Origin of the sequence: Ancylobacter sp. WKF20 (assembly GCF_029760895.1) — a bacterium.
GTDB lineage: Bacteria > Pseudomonadota > Alphaproteobacteria > Rhizobiales > Xanthobacteraceae > Ancylobacter.
This window is the reverse complement of sequence record NZ_CP121679.1, coordinates 81942-97122: the sequence shown is the minus strand read 5'-3', so window position 1 is coordinate 97122 and position 15181 is coordinate 81942. Positions and strand designations below refer to the sequence as shown.

Genomic DNA, 15181 nt, shown 5'->3' with positions numbered 1-15181 from the left:
CCTCGCGAAGAGGCGCCGGCTCGGGAGGCCACGGCGCGCATGACGATCTATCTGCCGATCGCGGAACTGCCGGTGAACATCTTCACCCTGCTGGCGATGGGCCTCGGGGTCGGGTTCATTTCTGGCATGTTCGGCGTCGGCGGCGGCTTCCTGATGACGCCGCTGCTCATCTTCCTCGGCGTCTCGCCGGCCGTGGCGGTGGCGAGCGTCTCGACCCACATGGCCGCGTCCTCCTTCTCCGGCACGCTGAACTATCTGCGGCGCAAGCAGGTGGACACGCAGCTCGGCTTCGTCCTGCTGATTGGCGGCCTCACCGGCACGCTGGGGGGCGTGCTCACCTTCATGATGCTGCGGCGCTTCGGCCAGCTCGATCTGGTGATCGCGGTCTCCTACATCGCGCTGCTCAGCACCATCGGCACGCTGATGGTGGTGGAGAGCCTGCGCGCGCTCACCCGGCGCTGGCGGGGCGAGCCGCCCATGGTGAAGCGGCCGGGCGCGCATCCCTGGTTTCTGCGCATGCCGTTCAAGATGCGCTTTCGCCAGTCGCGCATCTATGTCTCGGTCATCCCGGTGCTCGCCATCGGCTTCCTCATCGGCTTCCTCGGCGCGCTGATGGGCATTGGCGGCGGCTTCCTGCTGGTGCCGGCTCTGATCTACCTCTTGCGCGTGCCCACCCTCACCTCGGTCGGCACCTCGCTGATGCTGACGCTCGCCACCATGCTGGCGGCGATCATCATGCAGGCGGTGCTGAACCAGACGGTGGACGCGGTGCTCGGCCTCATCCTCATGGTCGGAGGCACCATTGGCGCCCAGTTCGGCACCCGGGCCGGGCAGGCGCTCAAGGCGGAAAATCTGCGCCTGCTGCTCGGCCTGCTCGTGCTCGGCGTTGGCTTGCGCGTCGCTTATGACCAGACGCGGCAGCCGGCGGACCTGTACAGCGTCACCATCAATGAGCGGGCGCGGTGATGAGCGCCGCCCGCCGCCTGCTTCTCGCCCTCGCCCTGTTGCTGGCACCCGCCAGCCTCGCGCTGGCGCAGACACCGCCCCCGCTGGTGCTCTCGCTGTCGAAATCGCGCATCACCATCACCTCCAGCTTTTCCGGCGACAGCATCGTGCTGTTCGGCGTGGTCGAGCGCGCGCCCGGCGAGCCGGACCGCCCGCGCGATGTCGTCGTCACCGTGCGCGGGCCGGAGGAGAGCTTCGTCGCCTGGCGCAAGGCGCAGCGTTTCGGCATCTGGGTCAATGTCGACAGCCGCGCTTTCCTGGCCGCGCCGTCCTATCTCGCCGTGCTGAGCAGCCGCGATCCGGCGCTGATGTCGGACGCCGACACGCTGCGGCAGGAGCAGCTGGGCCTCGCCAATAACCGCTTCCTCCAGCGGGTCGGCGCCGACTACGCGGATGTCGTGCCGGATGACCCGTTCCGGCAGGCATTCCTGCGGGTCAAGCAGGCCGAGCACCTCTATGTGGAGAACAAGCAGGGCGTGGAATTCATCGCCCCGCATGTGTTCCGCGCAGTCATCCCGATCCCCGGCACCGCCCCGATCGGCACCTATCAGGTCTCGGTGAAGACCTTCATCGACGGCGATCTTGAAAGCCGAGGCCTGCTGCCGCTGGAAGTCGCCAAGGTCGATTTCGAGCAGACGGTCGCCACCGCCGCGCTCGACCATCCTTGGCTCTATGGCCTCGCAAGCGCGCTGGGCGCCCTCGCCGTCGGCTTCATCGCCAGCGTCGCCTTCCGCCGCGACTGATTTTAGGCCCGGTGCAACGAGAGGGATGACTCGGCGCGCTATCGGCATAATATAGGGGGGTACCCTATATTTGAGCGGATCATGTCCCACACCATCAAGGAAAAGTCCCGTCTGCTGGCACGTGTGCGACGCATTCGCGGCCAGGTCGAAGCGGTCGAGCGGGCATTGGAGGCGGAGCTTGGCTGCGCCGACGTGCTCCAGCTGGTCGCCTCCGTGCGCGGGGCGATGAACGGGCTGACGGTGGAGCTGATCGAGGATCACATGCGCCACCATGTCGTCGATCCCGCGACCGACACCGACCGCGACCGCGCGCGCGGCGCCGCCGAGCTGATGGACGTCATCCGCACCTATCTCAAATAAGCCGCCTCACCTGAGCCCGGAGCCCGCCATGCACGCCCCCACCCCCGCCGCGCTGCAACCCGCCGGCCCGCTGTCCGACCGCCACGCCCACAACTTCCTCGGCGACGGTCACCGCCGCCATGAGCGCCGCACCTGGATCGTCATCGCCATCACCGCGAGCGTCATGGTGCTGGAGATCGTTGCCGGCTCGCTGTTCGGCTCCATGGCGCTGCTGGCCGATGGCTGGCACATGTCGACCCACGCCGCCGCCATGCTGATCACCGCGCTGGCCTATCGCTACGCGACGCGGCACGCCAATGATCCGCGCTTCAGCTTCGGCACCGGCAAGGTGGGCGACCTCGCCGCCTTCGCCAGCGCCGTGGTTCTCGCCATTGTGGCGATCCTGATCGGCTGGGAGAGCGCCCTGCGCCTCACCGCGCCCGTCTCCATCGACTTCAACGAGGCGATGGCCGTCGCCGCCTTCGGTCTGGTGGTGAACCTCGTCTGCGCCTGGCTGCTGCGCGACGACCACGACCATCTGCACGGTCACGGGCATGGTCATGGGGGGCATCACGGTCACGGCCACGACCACCACGATCATCATGCCGAGGCCCACGGCCACGCTCACCATGCCGCGCACGATCATGACGAGCATCACGCACATGACGAGGCAGACCATGCGCACAGCCATCATAGCGGGCATGACCATGGCCACCCGCACGCCGCAAACCCGACGACGCCCGCCGCGCGCCCGCGGGACAACAATCTGCGTGCCGCCTATCTGCACGTGCTGACCGACGCGATGACCTCGGTCTTCGCCATCCTCGCTCTGCTCGGCGGCAGCCTTTACGGCTTCCTCTGGCTCGATCCGGTGATCGGCATCGTCGGTGCGCTGGTCGTCGCCCGCTGGTCCTTCGGCCTGCTGCGCGACACGGCCGGCGTGCTGCTCGATTTCACCCCGCGCGCCGGCCTGCCGCAGACCATCCGCGCGACGCTGGAGGAGCAGGGCGCCGAGGTGACGGACCTTCATGTCTGGCAGGTCGGCCCCGGTCATCACGCCGCGGTGGTGGCGCTGCGCAGCGCGACGCCGCGCGCGCCGGCCGCCTACAAGCACGAGCTCGAGCATATTGAAGGGCTCTCGCACGTCACCGTCGAGGTAAACCCGGCGGAGGCCCGCGCGGCCTGACGGCCCGCGCTACACCGCCGGCTCGGGCGCGACGGCGACACCAGCGCGCTCCAGCACCCGCGCCGCCTTCAGCGCCGCGTCCTCGCGCCAGGGCGCGGCGATGAGCTGCACCGCCACCGGCAGACGCTCATTGAGCGGGATGGGCGCGGCGACCACCGGCAGGCCAATGAAAGAGATGGGCTGGGTGTAGATGCCGATATTTGGCCGCACCAGCATCTCGCGCCCGTCGAGCACGAAGGTCACCTGCCCGCTCTTCGGCGCTGGCACGGGCGAAGCGGGGGCGATCAGCACGTCATGATCGGCGAACAGTTCCAGCGCCCGCTCGCGGAACCAGCGGCGCAGGATCTGCGCCCGCGCGATCCACGCGGCCGGCAGCACCGCGCCGGCCAGCAGCCGCTCGCGCACCGCCGGGTCGAAATCGCCCGGCCGCGTGCGCATGCGGTCGAGATGCAGCGCCGCGCCCTCGGCCATGGTGATGAGATAGGCGGCAGCCCGCGCCCGCTCCACCTCCGGCAATTCCACCGAGCGCGTGGCACCGAGCGCCCGCGCGGCGGCGGCCACCGCCGCATAGGTTTGCAATGAGCCCTGCCGCGCGAACCAGCCGCCAAGCACGGCGACCTTGAGATCGCCCGGCGCGTCCAGTCGCTCCAGCACTGGCTCCGCCGGCATGTCGGCCAGCGCCGGGTCATCCGCGTCGGGGCCGAGCAGCGCGTCATAGCTCGCGGCGAGGTCGCCGACATTGCGCGCGAAGGGGCCGAGATGATCGAGGCTCGCCACGAAGGGGAAGCTGCGGGCGCGCGACAGCCGGCCATAGGTCGGCTTCAGGCCGAAAATGCCGCAGAAGGAGGCGGGCACGCGGATCGAGCCATTGGTGTCCGAGCCGAGGGAGAGCGGCACCAGCTTGCCGCCCACCGCCGCGCCGGAACCACCGGACGAACCGCCGGCCATGTGGCCGATGGCGTGCGGGTTGCGCGAAATGCCGTCATGCACATTCTCGCCGGTGAAGTCATAGGCATATTCGCCCATGTTCAGGCCGCCGAGACACACGGCGCCGGCGGCGGTGAGCCGCTCCACCAGCGTCGCGTCGCGCGGCGCGGGCGGGCGGTCGCGGTTGATCTTCGAGCCGGCCCGCGTCGGCAGGCCCTTGAGGTCGAACAGGTTCTTCACCGCGAAGGGCACGCCGGCCAGCGGGCCGAGCGGCTTGCCGGCGGCGCGGCGGGCGTCGATCGCGTCGGCCTCGGCACGGGCGCGGGCGGCGGTGACGTCGGTGAAGGCATTGAGCACCGGGTCGATCACGGCGATACGGGCCAGCGCCGCCTCGACCACCGCGCGCGCGGTCACCTCGCCGGCCCGCACGGCGGCGGCGAGAGCCAGGGCGCTGCCGCCCAGAAGTTCGATCACCCGGTCGCTATCCACTTCGGTCATGCTCATGGCCGGTAGACCGGCGCGGGCTCGGCCTCGTCGGGCAGCGGGAAGTCCGTCACCAGCGCCGCCATGGCCACGGCGGTCTTGAGGTGCATGAGAACGCGCGGGCGCAGCGCCTCCTCAAGCGGCAGAGCCTGCACCGCCAGCCCGCCATCCAGCAGCGCCGCCAGAGCCTCGTCGGTGATGTCCCTGTCCGCCATGGTCGCCCTCCACACCGGATGGTATTAGATTGCATACAATCTCGGTGAACAAGTCTATTTTTCAGTCAGTGTGTGGGAACGCCACATCTTCGACCATGCGCGGCTCCGACAGGGCCATAACTTACACACAGGCGCTCTTGCCAAGCGCAAGCCGCGCAATTAGGTTCCGCGCCGTTCTGGCACGCAGCTGTAGCTCAGTTGGTTAGAGCGCCGGTCTGTGGAACCGGAGGTCGGTGGTTCGAGCCCACCCAGCTGTACCAGAATGTTTGTCCGGCACGCTCAGCCGCCCGTCTGCGTCAGGCAGATATAGAGCGACGTGTCCGCCCCCGCCTCCTTCAGCTTGAGCCAGACATCGGCGCGCACCCGCAGGCGCGATCCGTATTTGCGGGCATAGGCGACGGCGAACTGATCCGCCGCGTGGGCTTCCTCGGCCGACATGACTTCACTCCCGACTGCCGGACGTCGCGGTTCACGTCCGGGAACGGCCATGCAAGCGGACGGCCAGACCGCACCACGGCACGGTCCGGAGGAAGCCGGCGGCGCGAGAGCTGCCGCGCCGCCGGCCCCATCGGTCAGGGAGCGAGCACGCCGGGCGCGGCGAGCGGCTTGGGATAAGGCAGATCGTCCACCAGCTTCGCGCCGGGCTTCGCGTCGGCGAAGAGCGGGTTGAGGTCGATGGTCAGGTAGTTCAGCCGGTTGGCGTAGTTGGCGATGCTCAGCCGGTTGTTGGTGAGATCCTTCACCACGACCCATTGCGTGTAGTCGGAGCTCAGCGAGCCGTCCGGATTCTTGAACTGGGCGATGCCGACGGGGATGTCCACATTGTTGAGGATGTGGCCGACCATCTGCGCCGCGCCGGCCGCGTCCTTCGGCTGTTCGGCGTAATGGCGCAGGAACGCCGCCTTCACGAAGCGCGAGGGCGGGGTGTAGTCGCCCGGCAGGCCGATGCCGCCGCCGCCCGCGCCGAGTTCGGTCACGTTGAGGTTGCCGACAGGGCGCTGCGCCACCGCCACCGTCGACAGGCTCAGATAATTGCGCAGATTGTTGAGGTGCCAGTCATAGGTCGGCGCGTTGGTGAGCACATGGGCGGCGTTGTCGTGGATGCGCACCTCGCCGCCGACATATTCGACGACGATGCCCGCCCCGCTGCGGTCGACGAAGACGAAATGGATGGTCGGCGGCGTCGGCCCGCTCGGCAGGCTGGCATCGGCCCACACCTTCATCGTCGCCAGCCCGGCGCGCAGATCGGCCACATTGGCGAAGCTGCCGAGCGCCCAGGCGCCGAAGGTCAGCACGGACTGGTACTGCGTGTCCTGCGGCGTCACGGTCTGGTACTGGGTGAAGCCGGGCAGAAAATTGCCGCTCATCGAGAGGCCCTCGGCGTTCTGCCCGTCCAGCAGCGCGCCGCCGGGAATGATGCCGGCACTCACCCCGACGACGGAGAACTTCGTCGTCACCTTCAGGTCCGGCAGGCCGGTTGCCTTGGGCGCGGACAGGGTGAGCGTGGTGCCCTTGGGCTGGCTCACCAGCGTCCATTTCATCTCATAGGCCCATTCCATGGTCCGACCGGCCACCACCGATTTGTCGGCGGCGATGATGTCGACAGCGGTGCAGGCGAGGCCCGCATTCACCATGGCGAGCAGCGAAAGCGCAGTAGCCGCAAGGCGCAACATTGGGGTACCTCCTGTTTTGTCATTTTCTTCGCTAGATGATGCCAGTTATCGGCGCCACCGTGCATTGATGATTATCGTCCGCGCCGGGACGCCGCCATCCCATCGGGTCAGCCTCCCGGATCGGCCTTCGCGGGCTCATCGCCGCCTTTTTGAATGATACGTCGCCGGAGCCTTCATGCCCATCTCGCGCGGTTCCTTCATCGTCTCGACGCTGCTGCTCCTGCTGCTCGGCCTTGTCGCGCTGGCGGGCGTCGTGGCGAGCAATGTGTGGCTGGTCCAGCGCACGCAGGCGCTGGTGGTCGAAGTCCAGCAGATGCGCCGCCTGCGCGCGGCCACGGTGGATTTCCGGTCGCTGCTGCAGGATCTGGAAACCGGGCAGCGCGGCTATCTGCTCACCAGCGACCCGGCCTATCTCGCCCCGTTCCGCGCCGCGGCGCAGAAGCTTCCCGCGCAGATGGAGGCTTTCGAGAAAGCGGCGCAGGTCGATCCCGTTGCCCGCGAGCTCGCGCCCGATCTCGTCGCCACGGCAAAGGCCAAGATGGCCGAGCTGAAGCAGACGGTGGACCTCACCGAGGCCGGCCAGCTCGCGCAGGCGGTCGACATCGTGCGCAGCGACACCGGCAAGGAGCTGATGGACCGGGCGCGAAACTCCCTCGCGGCGATCGTCAAGGAAGCGGAGGACCACCTGCTCGATATCAACGCCGAACAGGCCTCGAGCGCCAACGCGCTCTGGTGGGTCTCGGTCGGCGGCGGGCTGCTGGTGCTCGGCGTGACCATCGCCGGCATGGCCACCATCTTCGTTTATCTGCGCCAGCTCGCGCAGACCCGGCGCGAGGTGGAGGAACTCAACGCCAGCCTCGAGGCGCGCGTGCGCGAGCGCACCTTCGAACTCGGCCGGGCGAATGAGGAAATCCAGCGCTTCGCCTATATTGTCACGCATGACCTGCGGGCGCCGCTGGTCAACATCATGGGCTTCACCTCGGAGCTGGAGCAGAGCGTGGCGACGCTGCAGGCCTTCGTCGACCGCCATGACGGGGACGCCCACACGCCGGACCTCGAAGCCGTGCGCCTCGCCGCGCGCGAGGATCTGCCCGAGGCGCTCGGCTTCATCCGCTCCTCCACCCGCAAGATGGACGGGCTCATCAACGCCATCCTCAAGCTCTCGCGCGAGGGCCGGCGCGTCACCAAGCCCGAGCGCATCGACCTGCCGGCGCTGCTCGACACCTCGGCGGCCGCCATCCAGCATCAGGTCACGGAAGCGCAGGGCGAGGTGACCATCGACGCGCGCGTCTCCAGCCTCGTCGCCGACCGGCTCTCGGTCGAGCAGATCATCGGCAATCTGCTGGACAATGCGGTGAAGTACCGCCGCCGCGATGTGCCGCTGCGCATCGCCATCCGCGCCACCGCCCGGCCCGGCGGGCTGGTCGATATCGCGGTGGAGGATAATGGCCGCGGCATCGACCCCGGCGACCATGAGCGCGTCTTTGAACTTTTCCGCCGTTCCGGCCAGCAGGACCAGCCGGGCGAGGGCATCGGCCTCGCCCATGTGCGCACCATGGCCCGGAACCTCGGCGGCGATATTTCGCTTAAGTCAACCTTTGGCCAGGGAAGCGTCTTCACCCTGAGCCTGCCCGCCTATCCGCGGGCCGTAGCAGGGAGTGTGGCCGCGTGACCGAGAACGCCAAATCCGTAACGATCATCATGATCGAGGACGATGAGGGCCATGCGCGCCTCATCGAGAAGAACATCCGCCGCGCCGGCGTCAACAACGAGATCCTGCCCTTCACCAATGGCACGGACGGCCTTGCCTATCTGTTCGGGCCGGACGGCTCGGGCGAGGTGAGCACCAAGCGCTCGCTGCTCATCCTGCTCGACCTCAATTTGCCGGACATGACCGGCATCGAGATCCTGGAAAAGGTGAAGCGCAACCCGCACACCAAGCGCACCCCCGTGGTCGTGCTCACCACCACCGACGACGCGCGCGAGATCCAGCGCTGCTACGATCTCGGGGCCAATGTGTACATCACCAAGCCCGTGAACTATGAGAGCTTCGCCCACGCCATCCGCCAGCTCGGGCTGTTCTTCTCGGTGATGCAGGTTCCCGAGACGACCTGATCCGGCAAGCGGCCCGCGCGACACCGCCCCTCTGCAACGACCGATACCGGGACAGCCCGCTCCATGGCCGCCAGCGCCCACCGTGTGCTCTATATCGACGATGATCCGGGCATGGGGCGTCTGGTGCAGAAGGCGCTGACGCGCCGCGGCTATGAGGTGGAACTCGCGGGCGACGCCGAGAGCGGCCTGCGGCGGATCGACGAGGACGGCATTCATGTCGTCGCGCTCGACCATTTCCTGCCCACCGGCACCGGCATCGACGTGCTGGCGGCGCTGCGCGGCCGGCCCGGCGCGCCGCCCGTGGTCTATGTCACCGCCTCCTCCGAGACGACGGTGGCGGTGCAGGCGCTCAAGGCCGGCGCGGTGGACTATGTGCCGAAGACCATCGAGGTCGAGTTCATCGAGCTGCTGGTCTCCGCCATCGACCAGGCGATCGAGACCGCACGGCTGCGCCGCGCCAAGGAGCAGGCCGAGCAGGAAGTGCGCGAGGCCCGCGACCGCGCCGAGGCGCTACTCGCCGAGGTCAATCACCGCGTCGCCAACAGCCTCGCCATGGTCTCGGCCATGGTGCGCCTGCAATCCAACGCCATCGAGGACAAGGAGTGCCGCGCGGCGCTGGCCGAGACGCAGGCGCGCATCCTCGCCATCGCCGGCGTGCATCGCCGCCTCTACACTTCCGCCGATGTGCGCGTCGTCGCCATCGACGAGTATCTGCACGGGCTGATCGAGGATATCGGCGCCTCCATGCGCCAGGCCGGGCACACCTCGCAGCTCACCCTCGCCACCGATCACCTGATCCTGCCGACCGACCGCGCCGTGCCGATCGGCGTCATGGTCGCCGAGCTGGTCACCAACGCCTTCAAATACGCCTATGGCAGCGACGGCGCCGGCGAGGTGCGGGTGCGCCTGCGGGTCGATGCGGAGGCCGGCACCGCCGAGCTGTCGGTCGAGGATGACGGCATCGGCTGGACCGGCGAGGGCAAGGCGGTGGGCAGCGGCCTCGGCAGCCGCATCGTCCGCTCCATGGCCGGCAGCATCAACGGCGCCCTCGAATGGCGCCCCCGCCCCCGCGGCACCTGCGTCGCCGTCACCTTCCCGCTTCCGGAAGCCATCCCGGCGGAGTGAGCTTGCCGCTGGCGGATGGGCTGGGGCGGGCGCCAAAATGCAACTCCTTCGCGCATCGGCAGGGAACCGCCAGACGGTACTTTTTATGCCGAGTTGCAAATTTGCAACATTTTAATTTACCTTTTAATTCCAAATACTTAATCAGACTCAATAATAATGATGTGAATTAAATGCACTTGCTATGTGCAATTACTACACATTGATTTTTATTGCTTAAAAAATACATTCATTGCCATGCCATCATTGGCGCCCTAAGGGTACCCTGAGAGTTTGCGACGAACTGCATCTCTTTGATACCAGCTAAACTCACTTCCCGGCGAGTGAATGACTCGCCGCGCATGGGCTCTACTTCTTTGCCGACCCCGTTTACATCGACAAAGAAATTTTGATTGGCTTCAATCATGCCTGCAGAAATGACGACCAGCGACGCCCGTAAAGAGAAAACAGAAACGCTTCCTCTGTCTATAATTTCGCGCAAGCCGATCTCACGCCGCCTGGTTGTCCAGCAGGATTCCTCTAACGGCGAGCAGGTTGTTGCTACGCCCAGCAGACTGCCTACGGTCGGCATCGTTATGCGCACGAAGGACCGGGCGGTCCTCCTGCGCCGCGCTCTGGAAAGCGTTCGCGACCAAACCCATGCCGACTGGAAGCTTGTCGTCGTCAACGATGGCAGTGCACCTGAACAGGTGGACTGGCTCGTAGACCGGATGTTCGCGCATGATCCACGCGTCCTTGTCATTCATCACGCGTCGTCGCGGGGCATGGAAGCCGCATCCAACGCTGGCCTCGCCCAGCTTGATACCGATTACGCCGCTATCCATGACGATGACGATAGCTGGGCGCCTGAGTTCCTGGCGACCATGCTCACAACCCTACAACATCGCCAGAGAGAATTTCCTTCCATTCGCGGAATAGCGTGCCGAGCCAACCGCGTTCATGAAACCGTTATCGGGAACGAGATTATAATTGAGCGCGTCGAACCTCATAATTCATGGGACTTTGACAATATATACAACGGTATTCTTAGCATTCAGCCGATGATACTAAGAAACTTGTTTCCATCTATATGCTTCATATTTGATCTTTCTGTCGCCCGGAATATTGGACTTTTCGACGAATCCCTGCCTGTTCTGGGCGATTGGGATTTCAATACGCGCTTTCTTATGCACAGCGATATATGGATGTGTCCCGAATTCTTAAGTTTTCATCATCATCGCAGCAGCGCCACAGGCTCACTCGGCAATAATGTTTTATATGGCGCGCAAAAACACCGACTTTATAATCAGTTATTACGTAACAAAATAATCCGCACGACAAACAATCATAGCGGCACAGACATAGCCAACCTCATTATGTCCATGGAAATATATGAAACATTAAAATTGGAATTTGGACACCTGATCTGGAAATCATATCAAATTGACAATTCAATAAATGCTCTAAAGCGACCACATCGCAAACCACTCAGGTCGTTAACTAGGCGTATTGAATCTCTATTCAAACGCATCGTGCAGGCATAATATCAATGAAACTCGTAGACTATGACTTGGTCTCCTTTGACATTTTCGATACCCTAGTTCATCGCCGACTGAGAGCTCCGGTGGACATTTTTGAAGCGGTGCGGGTCGCGGCGCTGCAGCATCCACTTGCACTGATTTATCATGACCAGATTGCGTCATTCAGCCATCAGCGCTCCTATGCAGAACGCGAGGCCCGCACTCGACATGCCACGGCCCTTGGGGGAGAAACAGAGGTAACGCTCGATGAGATATATGAATTATATCGAGAAATATCTCAGTGTGGAGATGATCTAAGGGACTTTCTGCTACAGACCGAGCTGGACGCAGAGCGATCTTTTCTTTTTGCCAGCATCGCCGGACTTAGACTCTTTAATGAGTTGCAGGCATTTAATAAAGAAATAATCCTTATATCTGATATGTATTTGCCGTCGGCTTGGCTTGGAGAGACATTGGAGCGTGTCGGTTACGCAGGCGCGCCACAGCTACCAATCTTCGTTTCTGGAGAGCATCGCAAAAGCAAGCATACAGGCGCTCTATATGATGTAGTTCGGGAGACGTTACGGCTTCCTACTACAGCTCGCTGGCTGCATGTCGGCGACAATCCGGTGGCGGACATCGCCCAGGCAAAAGCGCGCGGCATTGAAACGAAGCTTGCAGACTGGGCGATTGTCGACAACCGCCGCCAGCGCCCTCGCCACCGCGGCGACAACTATCTGATAACAAGTATACTTGATTTTCTTGACCAGCCTCAAGCGTCTCATCTAATACCGAATAACGAATATGAAGAGATTGGCTATCGGATAGCTGGTCCGCTGATCTTCGGTTTTTTGATCTGGACACTCAAGAATATCCGCTTGCATCGCCTGAACCATGCCGTTTTCGTCGCACGCGATGGCTGGCTACCCTATCTTCTTTTTAAGAAAGTACAGCAGCGGGGCCTCTTCGGAGACGTGACGTCGACCTATATCCACTTCTCCCGCGCGACTGGCTATCAGATCGGACGTAAGGGCTGGGATGTTTCGATGAATTTCCTCCCCGTCGCCAGTCGCACGGGCCGCCCGCTGACCGACAGTCTCAAGACGCTGGGCTACGAGAGACATTCGGTCGAGCACCTTCTGGAAAGGCACGGGCTTGATACGGTCGAGCATATCTCCGACAGCGTCATTCTCGATGCCGTGGCGCTGGTTGGCTGTAACTTTGCGGCTGACTTGCGCGAGGCTCACCGCAGGCGAATCAAGTTTCAGTCGTACTTCGAGACCCATTTCCGCAGGGGTCAACGCACGGGCATTATCGACATTGGCTGGAACGGGAACATTCAACGCCTGCTGATGGACTGCCTGCCACCGGACTTCGACAAGGCGGATTTCATGGGCCTTTTTATTGGCCTCTTCTCCAGCGCCACCAACAACCGGCAGAGCGGCCTGAATATGGAGGGCTGGCTTACCAATTTCGGCAGCAACCCCTCGGCCGACCACTATCTCCAGTCGGGTGGCGTCGAACTTCTTGAATTCGCTTTGACCGCGGACCACGGAACGACGCTGGGATACGAAATAAATGAAGACGGCGTTGTCATTCCTGTACTGGAAGAATTGAAATCCGCAGAAGCAATATATCGCGAGCGCGCAATGTCTGTCCAAGCAGGTATTCGTAAGTTTTTTGATGACCACCTATTTCTTCTGGACATCTACAATCCGGATATTCTCGCTTCTGTTACCTGGTCGCGCCCCTTCGAGCGCCTGGTAACGGACCCAACCGCACGAGAAATGGCACTTTTAGCGGACCTGTCTCATTCAGACGGCGCAGGAAGCACCTCGACCCGCCTGCCCTTGGCGGCGCGCCAGCCATACCGCATCCGTCGGTCGAGGCGTCGTCTGCAGCTCGCGCGGGAAAAGTCGTTCTGGAAGTATGCCTTCGATAAGCTCAACAGGTAGACGTGCCCCTTTGCATCGACCGGCGGCATTGAGAGCGGCTACGCTGCCACAAAGCCCGGCGCTCGCGCGCCGGGCTTTTTCTTTACCCGCAGCCCCGCCTCAATGCGCCAGCAAGAGCGGCACGGGCATGCGCTCCAGCATGTCGCGGGTGACGCCGCCGAGGACGAATTCGCGCAGGCGCGAATGGCCGTAGCCGCCCATCACCACCAGGTCGATGTCGCGCGCCGCCACTTCCTTCAGGATCACGTCGGCCACGCTCTCGCCGGCGCCGGGCACGAGGCGGCGCAGTTCCACCGTCTTCTCGTGGCGGGCGAGATGGCGGGCGAGGTCCGCGCCGGGCAGCGAATCCGGCTTGCGGGTGCGCCCGCTCTCCACCACCACCGCCTCGACGAGATCGGCATGGGCGAGCAGCGGGCGGGCTTCCGCCACCGCGCGCGCCGCCGAGCGCCCGCCATCCCAGGCGACGAGGATGCGCTTGGCGGAGAACGGCTTCTGCTGCTTGCAGGGCACCAAGAGCACCGGACGACCGGAATCGAACATCACCGCCTCGGCGATGACCTCCTCCGCGCCCATCTTCTCCGGGTCGGACTGGCCGACAATGGTGAGGTCGTAGAGCCGCGACATGACGCCGATCTGCTCGGCCGCGCCGCCCGGCGTGCCGTCGATCACCCGCACCTCGCCGGTGAGGCCGACCGAGCGCGACGCCTCGCCGAAATAGGCGACGGCATGGTCGGCCAGCTTCTTGCTCTCCGCTCGCTGCGCCTCAAGAAAATCGGTCGAGAAGGCTTCGGTATAGACCGGGGGAATGTCGATCTCATAGCTCACCGCCACGCCAGTGAGATGAGCGTTCAGGGCCGTCGCGGCCGAGACCGCGTAGTCGACCGTCGCATCCGGCCCCGAACCCAGACGAAGACTGACGAGAATGTCCTTGATCATTGGCGCCTCCACTTTTTCCTTTTGGTCAGCTTGACCCCATGCAAGTGACGCGCTGGCCATCAACGTCAAGCCTGAAACGTCAGCCTCGCGACCCCCGCGATGAACCGCGCATCCCTACCCTCGCGCAGCCCCGCGCCGGTCACTATAAGCATTCACCCTCATCTAGGAATTCACCGCATGGCCGGTATCGGGCGCGGGCTCGCCATCTCCTTCATTTTGCTCGGCCTCTGGGAGGTCGTGGTGCGGGTGCTGGCGATTCCCGCCTATATCCTGCCGGGGCCCCTGCGCATCGCGACGACCGGCTGGGCGAATGCCGCCATTCTCGGGCACAATGCGCTGATCACGCTGGGCGAGATGCTGCTCGGTCTCGTCTGTGGGTCGGCGCTGGGGATTGCCTGCGCGCTCGCCATGGCAAGCTCCCCGCTCGCCCGGCGCGCCATGCGCCCGGTCCTGCTGGTGGCGCAGGCTCTGCCGGTCTTCGCCATCGCCCCGCTCTTGGTGATCTGGTTCGGCTTCGGCCTTGCCTCGAAGATCGTGATGGCGAGCCTCATCATCTTCTTCCCCGTCGCCTCGGCCTTTCATGACGGGCTCGCGCGCACCGAGCAGGGGCTGCTCGATCTCGCCCGGCTCGGCGGGGCCGGCACCTTCACGACGCTACGCTTCATCCGCATTCCCGCCGCCTTGCCCCAGCTCGCCTCGGGCCTCAGGGTCGCCACCGCCGTCGCGCCGATCGGCGCGGTGGTCGGCGAATGGGTCGGCGCCTCGGCCGGGCTCGGCTATCTCATGCTGTACTCCAACGCGCGGATGCAGACCGACATGGTGTTCGCCGCCCTCGCCATCCTCCTCGCGGTGGCGCTGATCCTGTTCGCGCTGGTCGACCGGGCGCTGACCCGCCTGCTGCCCTGGGCGCCGGAGACCGCGGCTCCCTGACCCATCCAGCATGCCGATCCGCTTGGAACGAAGCGAGAACTTCGGCAGGATGA

Annotated in this window: 15 protein-coding genes and 1 tRNA gene; 11 read left to right on the top strand and 5 right to left on the bottom strand. The window is 64.6% G+C overall.

Going from position 1 to position 15181, the window contains the following annotated elements; all coding sequences use genetic code 11:
- The first annotated feature begins 39 nt into the window (after window positions 1-39).
- The 4 genes from AncyloWKF20_RS00450 to dmeF all read left to right on the top strand — a co-directional run bounded on the left by AncyloWKF20_RS00450 (window position 40) and on the right by dmeF (window position 3273).
- Window positions 40-966: a sulfite exporter TauE/SafE family protein gene (locus AncyloWKF20_RS00450; RefSeq protein ID WP_279316021.1), complete on the top strand. Its 927-nt coding sequence runs from the start codon at window positions 40-42 to the stop codon at window positions 964-966.
- On the top strand, window positions 966-1748 hold the full coding sequence (locus tag AncyloWKF20_RS00445; protein WP_279316020.1) for a TIGR02186 family protein: 783 nt from the start codon (window positions 966-968) through the stop codon (window positions 1746-1748). Before AncyloWKF20_RS00450 ends, AncyloWKF20_RS00445 begins: the two co-directional genes overlap by 1 nt.
- Before the next feature lie 81 nt (window positions 1749-1829).
- Entirely contained in the window at window positions 1830-2108 is a 279-nt protein-coding gene (locus AncyloWKF20_RS00440; protein ID WP_267583409.1) for a metal/formaldehyde-sensitive transcriptional repressor, read from the top strand.
- Window positions 2109-2136: 28 nt separating this feature from the next.
- Window positions 2137-3273, top strand: coding sequence for a CDF family Co(II)/Ni(II) efflux transporter DmeF (gene dmeF, locus AncyloWKF20_RS00435; RefSeq protein ID WP_279316019.1), 1137 nt, complete (start codon window positions 2137-2139; stop codon window positions 3271-3273).
- A 9-nt stretch (window positions 3274-3282) separates the two neighbouring features.
- Here dmeF and AncyloWKF20_RS00430 read toward each other — a convergent pair whose 3' ends face one another.
- Window positions 3283-4698, bottom strand: a complete 1416-nt coding sequence (locus AncyloWKF20_RS00430; protein WP_279317835.1) for an AtzE family amidohydrolase — start codon at window positions 4696-4698, stop codon at window positions 3283-3285.
- Window positions 4699-4700: 2 nt separating this feature from the next.
- Window positions 4701-4898, bottom strand: a complete 198-nt coding sequence (locus AncyloWKF20_RS00425) for a DUF4089 domain-containing protein (protein WP_279316018.1) — start codon at window positions 4896-4898, stop codon at window positions 4701-4703.
- Between the two features lie 183 nt (window positions 4899-5081).
- Here AncyloWKF20_RS00425 and AncyloWKF20_RS00420 point away from each other — a divergent pair.
- Window positions 5082-5158 (top strand) — tRNA-His (locus AncyloWKF20_RS00420).
- A 19-nt stretch (window positions 5159-5177) separates the two neighbouring features.
- Here AncyloWKF20_RS00420 and AncyloWKF20_RS00415 read toward each other — a convergent pair.
- Both AncyloWKF20_RS00415 and AncyloWKF20_RS00410 read right to left on the bottom strand, forming a co-directional pair.
- Window positions 5178-5336 carry a hypothetical protein gene (locus AncyloWKF20_RS00415; protein ID WP_267583414.1) on the bottom strand — a complete coding sequence of 53 codons (159 nt, stop codon included), beginning with the start codon at window positions 5334-5336 and terminating at the stop codon, window positions 5178-5180.
- 134 nt (window positions 5337-5470) lie between these two features.
- Window positions 5471-6571 carry a choloylglycine hydrolase family protein gene (locus tag AncyloWKF20_RS00410; RefSeq protein WP_279316017.1) on the bottom strand — a complete coding sequence of 367 codons (1101 nt, stop codon included), beginning with the start codon at window positions 6569-6571 and terminating at the stop codon, window positions 5471-5473.
- A 175-nt stretch (window positions 6572-6746) separates the two neighbouring features.
- Between AncyloWKF20_RS00410 and AncyloWKF20_RS00405 the strand changes: the two genes are divergently transcribed.
- From AncyloWKF20_RS00405 to AncyloWKF20_RS00385, 5 genes are all read left to right on the top strand, one after another.
- Window positions 6747-8243, top strand: a complete 1497-nt coding sequence (locus tag AncyloWKF20_RS00405; protein ID WP_279316016.1) for a CHASE3 domain-containing protein — start codon at window positions 6747-6749, stop codon at window positions 8241-8243.
- A gap of 29 nt (window positions 8244-8272) precedes the next feature.
- Complete coding sequence (locus AncyloWKF20_RS00400) at window positions 8273-8686, top strand: response regulator (protein ID WP_279317834.1); 414 nt, start codon at window positions 8273-8275, stop codon at window positions 8684-8686.
- A 63-nt stretch (window positions 8687-8749) separates the two neighbouring features.
- A complete protein-coding gene (locus AncyloWKF20_RS00395) occupies window positions 8750-9811 on the top strand; it encodes a response regulator (RefSeq protein WP_279316015.1) in 1062 nt (353 codons plus the stop codon).
- 389 nt (window positions 9812-10200) lie between these two features.
- Complete coding sequence (locus tag AncyloWKF20_RS00390) at window positions 10201-11331, top strand: glycosyltransferase (RefSeq protein ID WP_279316014.1); 1131 nt, start codon at window positions 10201-10203, stop codon at window positions 11329-11331.
- 80 nt (window positions 11332-11411) lie between these two features.
- Entirely contained in the window at window positions 11412-13262 is a 1851-nt protein-coding gene (locus AncyloWKF20_RS00385; RefSeq protein ID WP_279316013.1) for a hypothetical protein, read from the top strand.
- A 99-nt stretch (window positions 13263-13361) separates the two neighbouring features.
- Here AncyloWKF20_RS00385 and AncyloWKF20_RS00380 read toward each other — a convergent pair whose 3' ends face one another.
- Window positions 13362-14198: a universal stress protein gene (locus tag AncyloWKF20_RS00380; RefSeq protein ID WP_279316012.1), complete on the bottom strand. Its 837-nt coding sequence runs from the start codon at window positions 14196-14198 to the stop codon at window positions 13362-13364.
- Window positions 14199-14375: 177 nt separating this feature from the next.
- Between AncyloWKF20_RS00380 and AncyloWKF20_RS00375 the strand changes: the two genes are divergently transcribed.
- Window positions 14376-15128, top strand: a complete 753-nt coding sequence (locus AncyloWKF20_RS00375; protein ID WP_279316011.1) for an ABC transporter permease — start codon at window positions 14376-14378, stop codon at window positions 15126-15128.
- Window positions 15129-15181 lie beyond the last annotated feature (53 nt).

Coding starts and splice junctions, on each gene's coding strand:
- AncyloWKF20_RS00375 (WP_279316011.1), top strand. CDS start 14,376: ATGGCCGGTATCGGGCGCGGGCTCGCCATCTCCTTCATTTTGCTCGGC.
- AncyloWKF20_RS00380 (WP_279316012.1), bottom strand. CDS start 14,198: ATGATCAAGGACATTCTCGTCAGTCTTCGTCTGGGTTCGGGGCCGGAT.
- AncyloWKF20_RS00400 (WP_279317834.1), top strand. CDS start 8,273: ATGATCGAGGACGATGAGGGCCATGCGCGCCTCATCGAGAAGAACATC.
- AncyloWKF20_RS00395 (WP_279316015.1), top strand. CDS start 8,750: ATGGCCGCCAGCGCCCACCGTGTGCTCTATATCGACGATGATCCGGGC.
- AncyloWKF20_RS00405 (WP_279316016.1), top strand. CDS start 6,747: ATGCCCATCTCGCGCGGTTCCTTCATCGTCTCGACGCTGCTGCTCCTG.
- AncyloWKF20_RS00440 (WP_267583409.1), top strand. CDS start 1,830: ATGTCCCACACCATCAAGGAAAAGTCCCGTCTGCTGGCACGTGTGCGA.
- AncyloWKF20_RS00450 (WP_279316021.1), top strand. CDS start 40: ATGACGATCTATCTGCCGATCGCGGAACTGCCGGTGAACATCTTCACC.
- AncyloWKF20_RS00410 (WP_279316017.1), bottom strand. CDS start 6,571: ATGTTGCGCCTTGCGGCTACTGCGCTTTCGCTGCTCGCCATGGTGAAT.
- dmeF (WP_279316019.1), top strand. CDS start 2,137: ATGCACGCCCCCACCCCCGCCGCGCTGCAACCCGCCGGCCCGCTGTCC.
- AncyloWKF20_RS00425 (WP_279316018.1), bottom strand. CDS start 4,898: ATGGCGGACAGGGACATCACCGACGAGGCTCTGGCGGCGCTGCTGGAT.
- AncyloWKF20_RS00445 (WP_279316020.1), top strand. CDS start 966: ATGAGCGCCGCCCGCCGCCTGCTTCTCGCCCTCGCCCTGTTGCTGGCA.
- AncyloWKF20_RS00415 (WP_267583414.1), bottom strand. CDS start 5,336: ATGTCGGCCGAGGAAGCCCACGCGGCGGATCAGTTCGCCGTCGCCTAT.
- AncyloWKF20_RS00430 (WP_279317835.1), bottom strand. CDS start 4,698: ATGACCGAAGTGGATAGCGACCGGGTGATCGAACTTCTGGGCGGCAGC.